This window comes from Gallaecimonas sp. GXIMD4217, from assembly GCF_038087665.1.
Taxonomy (GTDB): Bacteria; Pseudomonadota; Gammaproteobacteria; order Enterobacterales; family Gallaecimonadaceae; genus Gallaecimonas.
Map to the genome: position 1 here is coordinate 988,791 of NZ_CP149925.1, position 16,418 is coordinate 1,005,208.

A 16,418-nucleotide genomic window follows, 5' to 3' on the forward strand; every position below is an offset into this window, starting at 1 on the left:
ATGGGGTCCTCGCATCCGTGCGTGTTTCAAGGGTGAGTCAGTCCGGCGCCTTTGGCAAGTCCGGGGCCGGCGCTTCGGCAGTGGTCAGGCCATGGGCCCGGCGGATCAGTTCGGCCAGCATTCTGGTGCCGGGGCCGCAGCGGTCCGGCTCGGGGATCACCAGGTGCAGGGGGATGAGCCTGGCGCCGCCCTGCTGCAGCGCCAGGGTGACCAGCTCGCCGGCAGCCAGCTCCTCCCTGATCAGATCCAGCGGCAGCCAGGCGAAGCCCAGGCCGGCCTTGAGGGTCTGGATGGCGTCCATGAAATGGGTGAAGGTCCAGCGGTTCTCGGCCTTGAGCCAGCCCCTGTCCTCCCTGGGTTTCTGGCCGGTATCGCGGATCACCAGCTGCAGGGTCTGGGCCAGCTCGTCCTGGCTGATCGGCCGGCCCAGTTGGGCCAGGGGATGGTCCCGGTGCACCACCGGCTGCATTTCCACCGTCAGCAGCGACTCGCTGAGAAAGCCCCTGGGCACATGGCCGGTGATGGCGATGTCCACGGCCTTGGCGTTGATCAGCTCCTCGGAGCCGGTGATCACCGAGTCGATGATCTGCAGCCGGCTACCCCGGCTTTGGGGGTGGAAGGCCTTGAGCACCTCCAGCAGCTGGGCCTTGGGGTAGAGGATCTCGACACTGATGCGGATCTCCGGCTCCCAGCCACAGTCGATGTGCTGGGCCAGCTCCTCCAGGGTCTGGGCCACCTCGGTAAGCTGGCGGGAGCGGCGCAGCAGCACCTCGCCGGTATGGGTCAGATGGGCCTTGCGGCCCTTGACCTCCAGCAGCTGCACCCCGAGCTGGTGCTGCAGCTTGGCCACGGCGTGGTTGAGGGACGACTGGCTCTTATTCAGCTTGGCGGCGGCCTGGGCATAGCCGCCATAGTCCACCACGGCCTGGAGCATGCGCCATTGTTCCAGGGTCGTTTTGGATCGGTAGAGCTCGGTCATGACATCTCCTTGGTGCGTTTGACGAACGGCTGCTCAGCTGCGATGAAGGCCTTTAAAAACGGCGACGAAAACGTTTGCTTTTTTTCTTTGCTATGGCATAGTGTCACCGCCTGCCGCAAGGCAGCCGGTGTTTCGAAAGGGACACCATTCCTCAAAAGCATGTTTGTTATCAATCATCCTGTGAAGCCAAACCCCCGTGCAGTTTTTGCATGGGGTTTTTTTTGCCTGTCATTTGGCGACCAGGCCGTAGGGCAGTTTGGCGCGTCTGCCCAGGTCCGGCCCCTGGAAGCGCTGTTCGGGCCAGTTCAGCAGCGCCATGGCCAGCACGTTGCGGTGCTCGCCGCTGCTGAGTTCGAGCTTGCCGGATACCGACGGGATCAGCCCGGCCTCGGGGTGGATGCTGGCCTTGAGCCGCTGTTTCACTTCGCCTATCAGCGGATGGCCTTGCTGGCCGGTCAGCAGCAGGCACAGCGCCACTTCCGCCATCACGTCTTCCGAGGTGCGCGCCAGGATGTCATTCCGGTGCGCCTCGAAGTAATCGAGGATCCACCTGTGGCGCTCGGCGGGGACCTGGCGCTGGTAGTAGCCGGAGTCGGCCAGGATGATGTGGGTCAGGCCGTAGATCTTGTTCTTGAACTGCTGCCTGGACAGCGCCTCGTCCCTGGCGTCCGGGTAGGCGCGTTGCATGGCCAGATCGAAGTCGGCGCGCAGGTCGGCGACGCCCAATTGATACAGCCAGTACACGTAGTTGGCGGCCTGGGCGGCATAGGCGCGGATGAACCCGGGCTCCAGCAGCTTGGCCTGCAGCGCCTCATGGCCCTTGAGGTAGGCCAGCAGCCGCTCCTGGTGCCGGTGCTTCAGGCCCAGGTCGTCCACCTTGGCCAGCAGGTAGCTGAGGTACATGGCGTAACGGAGATCGCCCGTGTCCTTGAGCACCGCCCGGCGCTTCTTGCCCCTGGGGCCCTTGGAGATGTTGCCGATGAGCCGCTTGGACTCGGCCAGGCGGGCCTGGTCGTCGCCGAGCATGTCCACATAGTGGTTGAGGCGGCTGGCGGTGTCATAGGCGTCGTTGATGATGTCCACCAGGTAGCGCTTCTCGCCGCTGAGGCGGTACAGGCGCAGGGAATAGTGCTGGCGGGCCGCACCGGACAGCTCCAGGTAGCGGCTCTCGAAGGTGTGCTGCAGGGTGGCGGCGGCCTGGTGGTCGCTGATCGGGGCGGCGCCGAGCAGCAGCGGCAGGGCCGTGAGGGCAATGGCGAACAGGCGCATGGCTTTTCCTTTATTTGGCGGAAACCGACCTGGGCAGGTCGTCCCTGATTTTCTTGTGGGCGGCCAGCCTCGGGCCCGGATGCAGTGTATCCGGCCAGTTCAGCAGCATCCAGGCCAGCACGTTGCGGTGCTCGCCGAGGGCCAGATCGGCGCTGCCCCTTTGTGACAGGATGAGCTGCTGCTCGGGATCCACCGCGGCCAGGATGGCGGCCCTGGTCTTGGCCACCACCGGGTGGCGTTCCTTGCCCAGCAGCAGGAAGACGATGCCCACCTCGGCGATGACGTCCGGCTTGGCCCTGGCCAGGATGGCGTCGATGTTGTCCGCCAGATAGTCGGCTACCCAGCCGAACTCCTTGCTGGACACCGGCTGCTGGTAGTAGCGGGAGGCGGCGAACACCATGTGGGTGAGACCGTAGATCTTGTTGTTGAGCTGCTGCTCGCTCAGCTTGCCGTCCCGATCGTCCGGGTAGGTGGCCCTGAAGGCGTCGATGAAGGCCTGGCGGTGGTCCTTGAGGCCCAGCTGTTTGAGCCACCAGGCATGGTTGGCGAGCTGGGCGGCCCAGGCGCGGATCATCTTGGGATCGGTGAGGGTCTTCTCGAAGTCGTAGCCCCTCAGCAGGTTGCGGAAATAGGGCTCGGCCGGGTGCTCGAAGCCCAGGGCGTCCAGGCGGCTCAGGTAGCGCAGCAGCTCGTCGGCATAGAAGAGGTATTCCTCCCGGCCCTGGATGGCGGCCTTGCGCAGCCGGCCACGCTGGGTCCTGGGCAGCGCCTTGACCAGCTGCTGGCTGTAGCCGCGTACATAGCCCGGGCGGATCAGGCCATGGCCTATGGCCTCCAGGCGGTCGGCCACCACATAGAGGTCGTAGAGGGCGGCGTTGAGGTAGCGCGGATCGCCGGTCATCCGGTAGAGGCGGATGCCGTAATGGCCCTGGGTACGGGGCGGCAGCTGGAAGAGCTGGGCTTCCAGCTTCTCGCGGATGGCCTGGCCCTGTTCGGCCAGGGCGGGCTGCAGCAGGGCCAGCAGCAGGGCGGCCAGCAGCAATCTTCTCATGGTGTCTCTCCCAGGGCGCAGGCCAGCTGGTCCCGTCCGGGACGGCTGCCGCCGGCGCTCAGCAGGCAATGGCTGAAACCACGCAGGCTCAGGCTGTTGTTCGCCAGCCGCGCGCCAAGGCGCTCGGCCAGGTGGTCGGCATGGAGGTAGCTGACGTAGTTGGGGCCGTAGCTGGCCAGGTGGCGGAAGCTGTACTGGGGCGCCATGCCGTCCAGCAGGGGGCGGCGCAGGTAGGCCCGGTACAGGCGGCGGTTGATGGTATCCATGGCGGACCGATCCGGCGCGCCTTCATGGTAGGCCAGGGCCAGGGCCGCCTTGAGGATGCGCTCATCCAGGGCGACGCCGTACTGGCGGGGATCAGGCTCTGGGGTGCGGCGCTGGCCGGTGATGCGGTGGTGAGCGGCCGGATCCCAGGCCAGGCGCTCCAGCACCTTGGCCGGCACTTCCACCAGCTCCGAGGGCAGGCGGATCCCGGCCAGGATCTGGTAGGGCTGGCTGGCCAGCAGGTTGTTGAGGGCGTGGCCGGACTCGTGGAGCAGGCTCTTGAGGTGTTTGACGCCCCAGCGCTTCCTCGGCAGGCTCAGCGCCAGCACCGAGGCCGGCGTCTGGACGCCGGTGACGCCCCGGCGCAGCTCGCGGTGGCGGTTATGGCCATACTTGCCGTCCCGCCGGTAGAGATCCAGGTACAGCTCGCCCAGCAGCCGCCCGTCCCGGAACACCTCGTAATGGAGCACGTCCGGGTGCCAGGCGGCCTTGGCCGTGGCCACGAAGCGCAGCCCCAGCTCGTCGCTCAGGTGATCCAGCCAGCCGTCGATGACCCGCTCGGGCCGATAGCGAAAGCGGTGCTGGAAGGTGACCCTGGGCGGGGCCCAGAGCGGCGGCTGGCCGGCGGCCTGCCACTGGGTCTCGGCCCGTTCGCGGTTATCGGCGCTGAGCCTGTCCAGGAAGGCCCAGACCGCATCGGGCGAATTCAGCTGGCCGCCGGCCAGGCGCAATTCGGCGTAGTTGCTCTTTCCCTTGAGCTCGGCCATCTGCTGGCGCTGGGCCAGCAGCTGCGTCAGCACCGGGCCGTTTTCCTTTTCCAGCCGGGATTCCGAGGCCACGAACAGGCTCTGGCGGCAATGGTCGGAGGCGAGCCTGTGGTAAGTGGCGGTCGGCGCTGGCAGGGGGATGTGCCAGCCGTCCTGCCGGCGCCAGTTGTCCTTGAGGTTGCCGGCACAGGCCAGCGGCAGCACCGCCTTGGGCTCGGCCTTGTCTATGGTGTGGCGAAACTGCCGGCTGAGCCGGCGGGCCTCGGCCTTGGCCTGGCGGTAGGCGGGGCCGTCCGGTGTGCCCGTGCCGCCGGCCCAGAGGCTCAGGGCCCTTTTCTCCAGGCCCCGGGCGCCGGCCAGGCGCTGCCGGGCCTCGCGGCGGATGCGCGGGCGCACCGTATCGAAGGCCTGGCCCAGCCGCTGGATGCACTGGCGGGCGGCCCGGCGCTCGGCGGCATCGGGGGACAGATCGGCCAGCACATAGGCCTCATTGAGGGTATTGCGGGCCGGCAGCCGCCAGGCGTCAAGGCCCTTGAGCCAGGCCCTGGGCGCCTGGGGCAGCGCGGGAAATTCGGCCAGGGCGCTGGCGGCCGCCTCGCATTTGTCCTGGATGCCGGCCTCAGCCGGCCAGGGATTCAGGCTCAGTGCCAGCAGCCATGCCAAAGACGTCCATCGCATGGGACACCCTTTCCTCCGCGCTGTCGTGGCGCTTCTTCAACTTCTCGATATGGCGCAGCCTGGGCAGCAGGCCGCAGCCGTTGGCCACCTGGATGGACAGGCCGGGGCGGGCGTTGAGCTCCAGCAGCAGCGGCCCCTTCTGCTTGTCCAGCACCAGATCGGTGCCGATATAACCCAGGCCGGTCATTTCAAAGCAGCGGGAGGCCAGCACCAGCATCTCTTGCCAATGGGGGATCTCGATGTCCTTGAGCTGCTTGCCGGTGTCCGGGTGGTGGCTGATGGGGGTGGAGAACTGCACCGCGTTCAGGCAACGGCCGGTGGCGATGTCCAGGCCCACGCCCACGGCGCCCTGGTGCAGGTTGGCCTTGCCGTCGGACTCGTGGGTGGCGCAGCGCAGCATGGCCATCACAGGGTAGCCCTGGAAGATGATGATGCGGATGTCCGGCACCCCCTGGTGGGAGTAGCCCTCGAAGCGGTCGTCGAACTCGATGAGCTCTTCCATGATCGCCACGTCCGGCTTGCCGCCCAGGGAATAGAGGCCGGCCAGGATGTTGGACAGGTGCCGCTTGATGTCCTCGAGGGTGATGACATCACCGGAGGCCTTGATGAAGTCGTCGCCGCTGCGGCCGGTGATCACCAGTATGCCCTTGCCGCCGGAGCCCTTGGCGGGCTTGATGGCGAAGCCATGGAAGGACTGCACCAGATCCAGCACGTGCTCTATCTCGTGCTGCTGCTGCACCATGCCCAGCAGCTTGGGCACGGTCAGCTGGTACTTCTGGCAGATCAGCTTGGTCCTGAGCTTGTTGTCCACCAGCGGGTAGAGGCTGCGGTCGTTGTAGCGGCCGATATAGGCCACGTTGCGCCTGTTCATGCCGAGGATGCCGGCCCGGCTGAGGCTAAAGGGGCTGGCCCACATCTAGTCGTTCTCCACCATGGCCCTGAAGCGCTTGAGCTCGCTGAGCTTGTAGCCGGTGTATTGGCCAATGAGCAGGATGAAGGCCAGCAGCACCAGGTGCAGCTCCGGGAAGTTGAAGGTCAGGTGGCTCATCAGCTTGGACTGCATGGCCAGGTAGGCCAGCACCGCCACCAGCAGCGAGCCGGAGCCCTGGATCAGCACCTCCCGGGGGCCGTCTTCCTCCCAGAGGATGGACATCCGCTCTATGGTCCAGGCCATGATGATCATCGGGAAGAAGGTGATGGTCATGCCGGTGTTGAAGCCCAGCTGGTAGCCCACCAGGCTCATGATGGCGATGATGAACACCACCAGGATCACCAGGGTGGCGATGCGCGCCACCAGCAGCAGGTTGAGCCGCGACAGGTAGCCCCTGAGCAGCAGCCCGAAGGCCACCACGGCGATGAAGCTGACCATGCCCGGCACCAGGGAGGTCTGCAGGAAGGCCACGGCGATCAGCACCGGCATGAAGGTACCTGAGGTCTTGATGCCGACCACGATGCGCATCAGCACCACCACGAAGGCGCCCAGGGGCAGCAGCAGCAGCATCTTGAACATGGACTGCTCTTCGATGGGCAGGCGGTAGAGGCTGAACGGGCTGAAGCCGCTCTCCTCGGCCTGGGCCCGGGCCAGCTGCAGGGCCGGCACCGTCTGCTTGATGATGGCGAAGGAAACGCTGGAGCCGGAGCCGCCGGTCACGTCCAGCAGCGATTCGCCGCCACGGTGCCAGAGCAGCAGGTTTTCCGGCAGGCCCTGCTGGCCGCTCTTGGGATCGAACACCAGCCAGCGCTGGTCGGCGTAGATCTCCACCATGGGGGTCAGGCTCTGGCGACGGCGGGCGTCCTCCAGGTACAGGCCCAGGGACACCCGGGCCGGAATGCCGGCCTGGTTCACCAGCTTGTTGAGCAGCTCCGCCGGGCTGTGGTTGGCCAGCAGCAGGGCGGCGTTCTGGCCTGGCTCCGGCTGGTTGATCAGCTTCATCAGCTCCCGGGCCAGGGACTGGGGGCTGCTGGAGCGGGTCGAGGCCTGGCTGAGCAGCTGGGCGGCGGCGGTGGCCTGGGGCTCGTCCCAGTCCACCAGGGCCGGCTCGGGCGCCTCGGCTTCCGGGGCGTCCTCGATGTCGGGGTCGGCGATGAACTGGGCCTTGTAGTAGAGGGTCTGGGGGCCCAGGGCGCGGCGGATGGACCATTCACCACGGCGGTTGCCGTCGTGCTCGATCACCGAAAAGCCGTAGCCGGGGCTGGCGGCCTGCTCGGTGAACAGGCGAAAGCCCGGCGGGTTGTCGGGCAGATCCAGGCTGGCCAGCACCGCCCTGTCGCGGGCGTTGAAATCGACCCTGGCTTCCACCAGCCATACCGGCCGTTCCTCGCCCGGGGTGAAGGGCAGCTCCATCTGGCTGTGGCGCAGCCAGGCCAGGCTGAGGCCGCCGACGATCAGCAGCAGGACAATGACGTAGAAGGAGGCTCTGTTGATCATTCCTTACCCTTGGCCGGCAGCTTGAGACTGAATTCCCTGCTCACGTCCACCACCATCAGATCCTTGAGGATGTTGCGGCCGATCAGCAGGGGATACTCCAGGTGGGAGCGGTCGGTGAGGGTGAACTCCGCCTTCTGGGACACGGGCCCCAGCTGGTAGCGCAGCTCGACTATGGGGCGACGCTCCCCTTCCTCGGTATTGGACTGGAGGATACGCACCCAGCGCACCACCTTCTTCTCGATGGGGGTGATGTCGGTGCCGTCGGGCAGCACCACGTGGAAACGGACCCAGTCGTCGCCGTCGCGCTCGAAGGTCTCGATATCGCGGGCATCCAGGGAGGCATAGGTGGCGCCGGTGTCGATGCGGGCTTCCAGCACGAAGTCCGGCGGCGACAGCCGCACCCGCTCCACGGCGCCCACCACCACCTTGTCGTCCTTGACCGGCATGGCCTTGACTTCGGGGCACTTGGGCTGGATGGCGGGAGGGCAGACCACCGCCTTCTTGGCGGTTTTCTCCAGGTTGGCCTTCAATTCGCTGAGGGTGGCCAGATGTTCTTCCTGGGTCTTCATGGCGGCCAGCAGGTTGTCTTCCCGCTGGGCCTGGTAGGCAGTCAGCTGCTGCTGGGTCTGTTGGTGCTGGCTCTGGACCTGTTCCAATTGGCCCTGGAGCTGCTGCATGTCGGCTTCCTTCAGCCAGACGCCCGGGGCACAACCCTGGAGCAACAGCAGCCCGCTGGCCAGTAGCGCTTTGCGCATGAGTTCGACATCCTCTTGAGACTTCGGCAGTTATCCAAGCATAACGCGTTTCAACTAAAGCTGAACTGGTTGCTTTTGACCACCATTTATCGACAATGACGGCCCCCCGTACACTAGGTTTTCGTTATGGCCGATTACCAGAGCATTCTTGACCGCATCGCCGACCAGGCCGCCGGCCATTTTGGCCAGGGCGCCGTGGCCGACTATATCCCGGCACTGGCACAGGTTCCGGGGGACCAGTTCGGTATCGCCTTATATACGACGGATGGCGAACTTTTTAAAGCGGGACAGGCAGATAGGCGTTTTTCCATCCAGTCCATCTCCAAGGTGTTCTCCCTGGCCATGGCCCTGACCCGCTACGGCGACAACCTCTGGCTGCGGGTCGGCAAGGAGCCGTCCGGCACCGCCTTCAATTCCCTGGTGCAGCTGGAGTACGAGAAGGGGGTACCCCGCAACCCCTTCATCAACGCCGGTGCCCTGGTGGTGGCCGACGCCCTGGTGTCGCGGCTGTCGGCGCCCATCCACGCCATGCTGGAAACGGTGCGCAAGCGCGCCGGCGAGCCCAGCATCGTCATCGACAAGACGGTGGCCGACTCCGAATACGAACATCGCTTTCGCAACGCCGCCATGGCCAACCTGATGAAGAGCTTCGGCAACTTCGACAACGAGGTGGAGCAGGTACTCAGGGCCTATTTCAACTACTGCGCCCTGTCCATGAGCGCCGTGGAGCTGGCCAGGGCCTTCAGCTTCCTGGCCACCGGCGGCCAGTGCCTGCAAAGCGGCGAGCAGTGGCTGTCGAAGCGCATGACCCAGCAGCTCAACGCCCTGCTGTTCACCTCCGGCCTCTATGACGCCGCCGGCGACTTTGCCTTCCGGGTTGGCATGCCCGGCAAGTCCGGGGTGGGCGGCGGTATCGTCGCCGTGGTGCCGGGCCGCTTCACCGCCTGCGTCTGGTCCCCCAGGCTCAATGCCTACGGCAACTCGGCGGCCGGGATCTGGGCCCTGGAGCAGCTCTCCGAGGCCCTGGATACCACCATGTTCTGAGCGCTGACACCTGCGTCATGGCCCGGGCCGCTACCAGCGGCTATGCTGGTTCACCATGGCATTGCGCCGGCACGGGAGAGGGACAGCATGGGCAAGGAACGGATGGCAAAGGAAAACGCCGGCATCGCCGTTGGCGTTGTCATGGGCATGGCCTTCGGCGCCGTGTTTGGCGCCGCCTTCGGCAGCGTCGGGGTGGGGATCGCCCTTGGCATCTGCCTTGGCGCCGCCCTGGGCTCGCTGCCCAGGGTGCTGAAGATGGCCAGGCAGAAGTAAACCACGGGACCCTAAGCGGCCCATTTGCCAAGGCGGACCTGCATCAGGCGCAGGGAGTGGGACGGGCCCTGCAGCTCAACGGCCCCCTGTTCGGCCAGCCTGAGCAGGCGCTGGTGCAGGAAGGCCTCGCCCAGCTTTACCTGACACAGGCCCAGCAGCACCCCCACCACCCGGGTGGCGTTGATGAAATTGCCGCTGCAGGTGGCCAGCAGCAAGGGGTCGAAATGATCCTCGGGCACCTCTTCCACGGCGCCGTTTCGGTACAGGCGCAGCTTCCCCTTTGTGTGCAGCAGCCGCTGCCAGTCCCGGCGAAGGTGCCGGTATTCCTGCTCGCTCAGCGCCTGGCCCAAAGGCTGCATCGCTGCCAGCTGCTCGGGAGAGCAGTCGGCCACGGCGCGGGGACGGTGCGGCGCCAGCTCGCTGACGTTCACCACCCTCAGGCGTTCCTGGGCCAGGTACTGGCAGGCGGCCCTCAGCAGCAGCTGCTCGTTGCCGTCGTCGCTGCACCAGAGCACTACCTGCTCCTTTGTCCCGGCGATCTCCTCCAGGGCCTGCAACCCGCAGTGGGTCTGCGGCCGGTCGGTTTCGCCATGGAGGGCGGCGAAGTAGGCCCGCCTGGCCGCAAGGCCCTGCGCCGTGTCCAGCCCCTTTAGGGGCCCCAGGGTCAGGAAATCGTCCAGGGCCACGACCTCGGCCTGTTCGTCACCGGCCACCATGGCCAGCACACAGCCGGCCGCCGCGCCGCCGGATACCAGGTGCAGTGTTGTCATCGTCTTTCCCCATTGCCATTGGTTAATGCCCTGTCAGGTTAGGAAGACGCGCCTGAATGGATGGCCAATGGCGGATGGTAGGGCCGGCTCCGGTGATGGCCCGTTCAGCTTGGTACGGGTTTGCTGGCCCTGGCTTTTGGCGCCTGGTTTTTGCTTGGGCATAATAGGCTGAATGTAATGAAGATATCGGCAGGCGCCGTGGCTGCCGTTTGCTGAAAGGACGCCCCAATGCCCATCGACTTCCAACCCAGCCTGGCCGGCACCAGGGTCAGGCTCAGGCCGCTGCAACGGGCCGACTGGCAGCCGCTCCAGGCCATCGCCGCCGATCCGCAGCTCTGGGAGCAGCACCCCAACCCGAGCCTGTACCAGCAAGACGAGTTCAGGAAATACTTCGACAAGGCCATGGCCTCGGGCTGCGCCCTGGCCATCCTCGACGCCGAGACCGGCCAGCTTATCGGCACCAGCCGTTATTACGGTTTCGACTACGACCGGGCCGAAGTCTGCATCGGCTACACCTTCTTTGCCCGCAGCCACTGGGGCGGCGGCTACAACGGTGAGGCCAAGCGGCTGATGATCGACCACGCTCTCAGCAAACTGGACGCCGTCTGGTTCCATATCGCCAAGAGCAACATCCGCTCCGGCAAGGCCATTGAAAAGGTAGGCGCCGTGCTTGACCACGAAGGCAGCAAGCACAGCTACGGCAAGGAGATGGCATACGGCTTTTACAAGATCAGCCGGGCCCGCTGGGCTGAAGTTGGCTGAGATCTGGAGGCTCCAGTTTGGGGCCTTTTTTGTGGCTGTGTTGTGGGTTTGAACTGTTCTTCGAGGTTCAAAGCCACCAAAACAGCCTGAAAAAAGAAATGCCCCTGCAATGGGGCATTTTCAATTCAAGGATCTGAGCAGTGGTCCCTACATCGAACCGGCAGCCGGGCCAAGGTGAGCCCGGTTTCGTGGGGTTCGGACCTACACCGCCCTGGCGATGATCACGGCCCGCTTCGGTGCCGGATAGCCTTCCACCGTCTTGCTCTGATCTTCAGGGTCCAGGAAGTCCACCAGCGACTCGTTGGTCATCCAGTCGGTGGCGCGCTGCTCGTCCAGGGAGGTGACGCATTCGTCCACCACCCTGATGTCGGCGAAGCCGCAGCGGGACAGCCACAGGCACAGGGCGGCGCTGGAGGGGATGAACCAGACGTTGCGCATCTTGCCGTAACGGCCTGTGGGCATCAGCACCTTCTGCTCGTCGCCGTCCACCACCAGGGTTTCCAGCACCAGCTCGCCGCCGTCCACCAGTTGGCTGCGCAGCTGCTCCAGGTGCTCAAGCGGCGACTTGCGGTGGTAGAGCACGCCCATGGAGAACACGGTGTCGAAGGCACGCAACTCGGGCAGCTCCTGAATGCCCAGCGGCAGCAGATCCACCGGCAGCGGCCGGTCGCTGGCCCGGGCCGCGAAGTGCTTGATGGCCTGGAACTGGATCAGGAACAGCTGGGAGGGGTCGATGCCCACCACCCGCTGGGCGCCGGCGCCCAGCATCCGCCACAGGTGGTAGCCGCTGCCGCAGCCCACGTCCAGCACGGTGCGGTACTTGAGCGGGCTGATGTGGGGCAGCAGCCGCTGCCATTTCCAGTCCGAGCGCCATTCGGTGTCGATATGGACGCCATGCACCTGGAAGGGGCCCTTGCGCCAGGGGTGGAACTTGCGCAGCAGGCCCTCCACCGCCTTCCGGGTGCCGGGTGCGATGTCGCCTTCCTCACCAATGGTGACGCCGTTGGTGAGCTCCAGGTGCCGGCTTTGGATGTCCGGCAGCTGTTCCAGGATGCGCAGCCAGTGACGGAATTCGCCGTGCTGGGCTTCCTGCTCCCACTGCTTGAGCTGGGCGGGCAGGGTTTCCAGCCAGTGGCCCAGGCGGGTTTCGGCGATGTCGGCGTAGAAGCGGCTGAACCAGTTCATTTGATGGCCACCATGGAGGCGAAGTTGTAGCACTGGAACCAGAGACTGTGGTGGCTGAAGCCGCAGGCCTCGAAGCGTCGTTCATGGGTGGCCAGGGTGTCCGGGCGCATGACGTTCTCAATGGCGTTGCGCTTTTGGCTTATCTCCAGGTCCGAATAGCCGTTGTCGCGCTTGAAGTCGTGGTGCAGGTCGATGAGCAGCTCGTTGATGGGAGCGTCTTCGAACACCAGCTTCTCCGACAGCACCAGCAGGCCGCCCGGGTTCAGGCCGTCATGAATGCGCTGGATCAGCGCGTCCCTGTCCTTGGGATCGAGGAACTGCAGGGTGAAGTTGAGCACCACCAGCGAGGCGTTTTCTATCTTGACGTCGCGGATGTCGGCGCAGCGCACCTCCACGGCGGCCTTGCCCTTGTAGGCGCTGAGGTGGCGCCGGGCCCGTTCGACCATGGCCTGGGCGTTGTCCACGGCAACGATATTGACGTCGTCCAGGTCCAGGCTCTGCTTGATGGCCAGGCTGGCGGCGCCCAGGGAGCAGCCCAGATCGTAGACGCTGCTGCCGGGCCGCACGAAGCGCGGCGCCATCCGGCCCAGGGCCTTGATGATGGTGCCGTAGCCCGGTACGGATCGGTTGATCATGTCGTTGAAGACCTCGGCCACCTGCTCGTCGAAGGTGAAGTCCTTCAACTGGGCCAGGGGCTGGGCATAGATCTTGTCTTCGGCCATGGGTGCTCGCCTGAGTGTGGAAAACAAAGCCCATTATTTTACCCCAATTGGCCCCTGAGTGAACGTGGCCGGTGTTATCCACCTTGGACGGGGCCGCCGCCCGGGGTGGAGGTCGCTCAGGAATGGCGATTATGGACGATACTGAGAAGACTGCCTGCCCCGTCAACAGGCGACCAGTGCGGCCCCGGGCAAAGGCAGGCTAGGAGTTCACCTTGAGTACAGACGGACCCGTAACAGCCCTTCTGCACCAGTGGCGCGCCGGCGATGACCGGGCCCTGGAGCAGCTGACCCCCATCGTCTACGCCGAGCTGCGCCGCCGCGCCCAGCGGATATTCAACCACGAGCAGCCAGGCCACACCCTGCAACCCACGGCCCTGGTTCACGAAGCCTACGACCGATTGGCCTCGGCCCAGGTCGACTGGCAGGACAGAGCCCACTTCTACGCCCTCTGCTCGCGGATGATGCGGCGCATCCTGGTCGACCACGCCAAGGCCAAGGGCAGCCACAAGCGGGACGGCGGCCAGCGCCTGCTCACCGTGGACATGAACGCCCTGGGAGAGGGGGAGGGCCAGGAAGGGCTGCTGGATCTGGACCAGGCCATGGAGCGCCTGGCCAGGCGCGACAACCGCTTGGCCGAGCTCATCGATCTGCAACTGTTCGGAGGGCTCTCCTACAAGGAGCTGGAGGCGGTGACCGGCCTGTCCAGCTCGACCCTGGACAGGCAGCTGCGCTTTGCCAAAGCCTGGCTGAAATCCCACCTGGAAGCCTACGCCACCTGAGCCGGGGGCCCAGATCATGGATGATCAATCCCGCTGGCAACACCTGCAGCAACTGTTTCACCAGGCCAGGGTTCTGCCGACAGCGGCCAGGGCCGTCTTTCTCGACAGCCATTGTCGTGACCACCCCGAGCTGCTGGCCGAGCTGCGGCAACTGCTGGCCGGCGACGAGGCCACGGGGCCCCTGGATGCCATCGTCGGTGAGGCCCTGCGGGAACTGGCCAGCCAGGGCCAGGATCTGTCCGGCGCCCTGGTCGGCCCCTACCGACTGGTCAGGCTGCTGGCCCATGGCGGCATGGGCATGGTGTACCTGGCCGAGCGGGCCGACGGCCAATTTGAAAAGCAGGTGGCCATCAAGCTGGTCAGCAACCACCTGGCCACGGCGGATCTGCGCCATTGGTTCGACCGGGAGCGGCGCATCCTGGCCCAGCTGGAGCACGCCCACATCGCCCGGCTGCTGGACGGCGGCACCACTGACGATGGCCTGCCTTATCTCATCATGGAGAACGTAGAAGGCCAGCCCCTGGATCAGTACTGTAACGACCATCGCCTGGGGCTTCGGGCCCGGCTCAGGCTGTTTTCCCGCATCGCCCGGGCAGTACTGTATGCCCACCAGCACCTGGTAGTGCATTGCGATCTCAAGATGTCGAACATCCTGGTGACCGAGACCGGCGAACCCCGGCTGCTGGATTTCGGCATCGCCCGTCTGATGGCCAGGGACGAAGGCCGGCACCCGGCAAGCCTGGGCCGGCACTTGACCCTGAACTATTGCAGCCCGGAGCAGGTGCTGGGCAAGCCGCTCAACCTGGCCACCGACATCTATACCCTGGGGGTGATCCTCTACGAGCTGCTCACCGGCCAGTCCCCCTATCGGGGCCAGGAGCAGGATCCCCGGCAGCTGGCCCGGGCCGTTGCCGAACGGCAGCCGTTGCCGCCCAGCGAAGCTGTGGGCTACTGCTGCCCGGACGGGCTCTACCGCAGCCCCGGCCAGGCCAGGCGCGCCCTCAAGGGCGATCTGGATTGCCTGGTGTGCAAGGCCCTGGACAAGGATCCCGCCGACCGCTATTCCTCTATTGCCGTCCTGCTGGACGATCTGGGTCGCTACTTCGACGGCCAGCCGTTGCTGGCCCATCCCCAGCACTGGCAATACCGGGCCGGCAAGTGGCTGGGCCGCAACCCCTTGGGGGCCGCCCTGGCCATGGTCATCGTGCTGGCGGCGGTCACCACCACCGGGGTGCTGGCCTACAAGAATCGCCAGGTGATGGCCCAGCGGGATCTGGCCAACCAGGAGCGGGCCAGGGCGGAAGCGGTCAGCGGTTTCTTGACCGGCATGTTCGAACACGCCTCACCGGAAAAGGCCCAGGGCCGGGAGATCAGCGCCCGGGACGTGCTCAACAGGGCCAGTACCAGCCTGGACGACGGTTCGGCCAGGCAACTGATGGATCAGCCCCAGGTGGCCGCCACCCTGAGACGGGTCATGGGCAGCGTCTACCTGGATCTGGGCCTGCTGGACGAGGCTGGCAAGCAGCTGGACCAAGCCCTGGCCACTCTGGCAGAGCAGGGCATGGCGGAGGACCCGGAATACCTGCAGGCCCTGTTGGCCAAGAGCCGGCACCTGGGGCTGGCGTTTCGCCACGACCAGGCCCTGGCACTGGACCGGCAGGCCCTGGTACTGAGCCGGCGCCTCTACGGGGAGGACAGCCCGCACACCCTCAATGCCCTGAGTAGCCTGGCGGTGGGCCTGCACATGACCGGCAACCTGGAAGAGGCAGCGGCCCTGTTCGAGGAGGTTTGGCAAAAACGCCGAACGATTCAGGGCGAGCGTCACCCCCAGACCCTCCACTCCCTGGCCCAACTGGGGGTGATTTTTCACTGGCTGGGCCGTTACGAGCAGTCCGAACACTACTACCGGGCCTGCCTGGAAGGCTCCCTGGCGGTGCTGGGGGAAACCCATCCCAGGACCTTGCGCTGCATGAGCAACCTGGGTTCGCTGCTGGAAACCGTGGGCCGGTTCGAGGAAGCCGCCCCCTTGATCCACCGCCACCTGGTCCTGGCCAGCAAGGTGCTGGGCAAGGATCACCTGGAAACCCTGAGGTCCATGCACAACCTGGCCGATACCCAGCGGGGCCTGGGCCATCTCGAACAGGCGGAGCAGGGCTTCCTGGCGGTGCTGGCGCGGCGCCGCCAGGTACTGGGAGACGGCCATATCGAGACCCTGCAGACCCAGATGAAGCTGGCCCGGCTGTACCGGCAACTGGACCGCTTCGACGAGGCCCAGCCCCTGGTGACCGATACCCTGGCCAGGCAGGAGCGCAAATTGGGCTTTGTGCATCCCACCACCCTGATCGCGGCCCAGGAACAGGCGGATCTTTACTACGATTGGGGCCGTTATCGGGACGCCGACGTTCTCTACCAGAGGGTGCTGGCCGCCCGGGAAACGGCCCTGGGACAGGCTCATCCGGACCTGATCAATACCCTGGCGGGCCTGGCCCGGACCCGGCTGAGGCTCGGCGAGGGGGAGCAGGCCGAAGCCCTGGTTGCTAGGGCCTGTGCGCTGCGCGCCCACCATCCGGGGCTGAAGATCCATGGCTTCAACGAGGCCATGGCCGACTATGCCCGCCTCAATGGCCAGGGCGGGATGCCGGGGCAAAAAAACGGGCCCGATGGCGGGCCCGTGATCTGTGACTTCTAGGTG

Annotated in this window: 15 protein-coding genes; 5 read left to right on the forward strand and 10 right to left on the reverse strand. The window is 65.8% G+C overall.

The features are described from left to right. Window positions 1–37 precede the first annotated feature (37 nt). From WDB71_RS04865 to WDB71_RS04895, 7 genes are all read right to left on the reverse strand, one after another. The gene (locus tag WDB71_RS04865; protein WP_341503517.1) at window positions 38–979 is read right to left on the reverse strand and encodes a LysR family transcriptional regulator; all 942 of its coding nucleotides are present in this window, start codon (window positions 977–979) and stop codon (window positions 38–40) included. Between the two features lie 228 nt (window positions 980–1,207). After that, a complete protein-coding gene (locus tag WDB71_RS04870) occupies window positions 1,208–2,248 on the reverse strand; it encodes a DUF3541 domain-containing protein (protein ID WP_341503518.1) in 1,041 nt (346 codons plus the stop codon). Window positions 2,249–2,258: 10 nt separating this feature from the next. After that, window positions 2,259–3,299 carry a DUF3541 domain-containing protein gene (locus WDB71_RS04875; RefSeq protein WP_341503519.1) on the reverse strand — a complete coding sequence of 347 codons (1,041 nt, stop codon included), beginning with the start codon at window positions 3,297–3,299 and terminating at the stop codon, window positions 2,259–2,261. Then, window positions 3,296–5,008, reverse strand: a complete 1,713-nt coding sequence (locus tag WDB71_RS04880; RefSeq protein ID WP_341503520.1) for a M3 family metallopeptidase — start codon at window positions 5,006–5,008, stop codon at window positions 3,296–3,298. The genes WDB71_RS04875 and WDB71_RS04880 overlap by 4 nt, the downstream gene beginning before the upstream one ends. Beyond that, on the reverse strand, window positions 4,950–5,924 hold the full coding sequence (locus WDB71_RS04885; protein ID WP_341503522.1) for an alpha-L-glutamate ligase-like protein: 975 nt from the start codon (window positions 5,922–5,924) through the stop codon (window positions 4,950–4,952). The genes WDB71_RS04880 and WDB71_RS04885 overlap by 59 nt, the downstream gene beginning before the upstream one ends. Continuing rightward, window positions 5,925–7,436, reverse strand: coding sequence for a UUP1 family membrane protein (locus WDB71_RS04890; protein WP_341503523.1), 1,512 nt, complete (start codon window positions 7,434–7,436; stop codon window positions 5,925–5,927). After that, window positions 7,433–8,191 (reverse strand): ATP-dependent zinc protease, encoded by a 759-nt coding sequence (locus WDB71_RS04895; RefSeq protein WP_341503524.1) that lies wholly within the window; start codon window positions 8,189–8,191, stop codon window positions 7,433–7,435. Before WDB71_RS04895 ends, WDB71_RS04890 begins: the two co-directional genes overlap by 4 nt. 126 nt (window positions 8,192–8,317) lie before the next feature. Between WDB71_RS04895 and glsB the strand changes: the two genes are divergently transcribed. Both glsB and WDB71_RS04905 read left to right on the forward strand, forming a co-directional pair. After that, a complete protein-coding gene (glsB, locus tag WDB71_RS04900) occupies window positions 8,318–9,235 on the forward strand; it encodes a glutaminase B (protein ID WP_341503525.1) in 918 nt (305 codons plus the stop codon). A 102-nt stretch (window positions 9,236–9,337) separates the two neighbouring features. Further along, the gene (locus tag WDB71_RS04905; protein WP_341503526.1) at window positions 9,338–9,508 is read left to right on the forward strand and encodes a hypothetical protein; all 171 of its coding nucleotides are present in this window, start codon (window positions 9,338–9,340) and stop codon (window positions 9,506–9,508) included. A gap of 11 nt (window positions 9,509–9,519) precedes the next feature. On the opposite strand, the gene WDB71_RS04910 is transcribed toward WDB71_RS04905, so the two are convergent. Beyond that, window positions 9,520–10,278 carry a DUF3658 domain-containing protein gene (locus WDB71_RS04910; protein WP_341503527.1) on the reverse strand — a complete coding sequence of 253 codons (759 nt, stop codon included), beginning with the start codon at window positions 10,276–10,278 and terminating at the stop codon, window positions 9,520–9,522. Between the two features lie 228 nt (window positions 10,279–10,506). On the opposite strand from WDB71_RS04910, the gene WDB71_RS04915 reads away from it, so the two are divergent. Further along, complete coding sequence (locus WDB71_RS04915) at window positions 10,507–11,040, forward strand: GNAT family N-acetyltransferase (protein WP_341503528.1); 534 nt, start codon at window positions 10,507–10,509, stop codon at window positions 11,038–11,040. A gap of 201 nt (window positions 11,041–11,241) precedes the next feature. On the opposite strand, the gene cmoB is transcribed toward WDB71_RS04915, so the two are convergent. Next, entirely contained in the window at window positions 11,242–12,225 is a 984-nt protein-coding gene (gene cmoB / locus WDB71_RS04920; RefSeq protein WP_341503529.1) for a tRNA 5-methoxyuridine(34)/uridine 5-oxyacetic acid(34) synthase CmoB, read from the reverse strand. Then, a complete protein-coding gene (gene cmoA / locus WDB71_RS04925) occupies window positions 12,222–12,947 on the reverse strand; it encodes a carboxy-S-adenosyl-L-methionine synthase CmoA (RefSeq protein ID WP_341503530.1) in 726 nt (241 codons plus the stop codon). The genes cmoB and cmoA overlap by 4 nt, the downstream gene beginning before the upstream one ends. A 212-nt stretch (window positions 12,948–13,159) precedes the next feature. Here cmoA and WDB71_RS04930 point away from each other — a divergent pair, with 212 nt between their 5' ends. Next, complete coding sequence (locus WDB71_RS04930; protein WP_341503531.1) at window positions 13,160–13,726, forward strand: ECF-type sigma factor; 567 nt, start codon at window positions 13,160–13,162, stop codon at window positions 13,724–13,726. Window positions 13,727–13,742: 16 nt separating this feature from the next. After that, window positions 13,743–16,415 (forward strand): serine/threonine-protein kinase, encoded by a 2,673-nt coding sequence (locus WDB71_RS04935; RefSeq protein ID WP_341503532.1) that lies wholly within the window; start codon window positions 13,743–13,745, stop codon window positions 16,413–16,415. Window positions 16,416–16,418 lie beyond the last annotated feature (3 nt).

Bases quoted from the DNA above. Each gene is read 5' to 3' on its own strand.
- WDB71_RS04890 (WP_341503523.1), bottom strand. From the start codon at position 7,436: ATGATCAACAGAGCCTCCTTCTACGTCATTGTCCTGCTGCTGATCGTC.
- cmoB (WP_341503529.1), bottom strand. From the start codon at position 12,225: ATGAACTGGTTCAGCCGCTTCTACGCCGACATCGCCGAAACCCGCCTG.
- WDB71_RS04910 (WP_341503527.1), bottom strand. From the start codon at position 10,278: ATGACAACACTGCACCTGGTATCCGGCGGCGCGGCGGCCGGCTGTGTG.
- WDB71_RS04870 (WP_341503518.1), bottom strand. From the start codon at position 2,248: ATGCGCCTGTTCGCCATTGCCCTCACGGCCCTGCCGCTGCTGCTCGGC.
- WDB71_RS04880 (WP_341503520.1), bottom strand. From the start codon at position 5,008: ATGCGATGGACGTCTTTGGCATGGCTGCTGGCACTGAGCCTGAATCCC.
- WDB71_RS04895 (WP_341503524.1), bottom strand. From the start codon at position 8,191: ATGCGCAAAGCGCTACTGGCCAGCGGGCTGCTGTTGCTCCAGGGTTGT.
- cmoA (WP_341503530.1), bottom strand. From the start codon at position 12,947: ATGGCCGAAGACAAGATCTATGCCCAGCCCCTGGCCCAGTTGAAGGAC.
- WDB71_RS04865 (WP_341503517.1), bottom strand. From the start codon at position 979: ATGACCGAGCTCTACCGATCCAAAACGACCCTGGAACAATGGCGCATG.
- WDB71_RS04905 (WP_341503526.1), top strand. From the start codon at position 9,338: ATGGCAAAGGAAAACGCCGGCATCGCCGTTGGCGTTGTCATGGGCATG.
- WDB71_RS04875 (WP_341503519.1), bottom strand. From the start codon at position 3,299: ATGAGAAGATTGCTGCTGGCCGCCCTGCTGCTGGCCCTGCTGCAGCCC.
- glsB (WP_341503525.1), top strand. From the start codon at position 8,318: ATGGCCGATTACCAGAGCATTCTTGACCGCATCGCCGACCAGGCCGCC.
- WDB71_RS04935 (WP_341503532.1), top strand. From the start codon at position 13,743: ATGGATGATCAATCCCGCTGGCAACACCTGCAGCAACTGTTTCACCAG.
- WDB71_RS04915 (WP_341503528.1), top strand. From the start codon at position 10,507: ATGCCCATCGACTTCCAACCCAGCCTGGCCGGCACCAGGGTCAGGCTC.
- WDB71_RS04885 (WP_341503522.1), bottom strand. From the start codon at position 5,924: ATGTGGGCCAGCCCCTTTAGCCTCAGCCGGGCCGGCATCCTCGGCATG.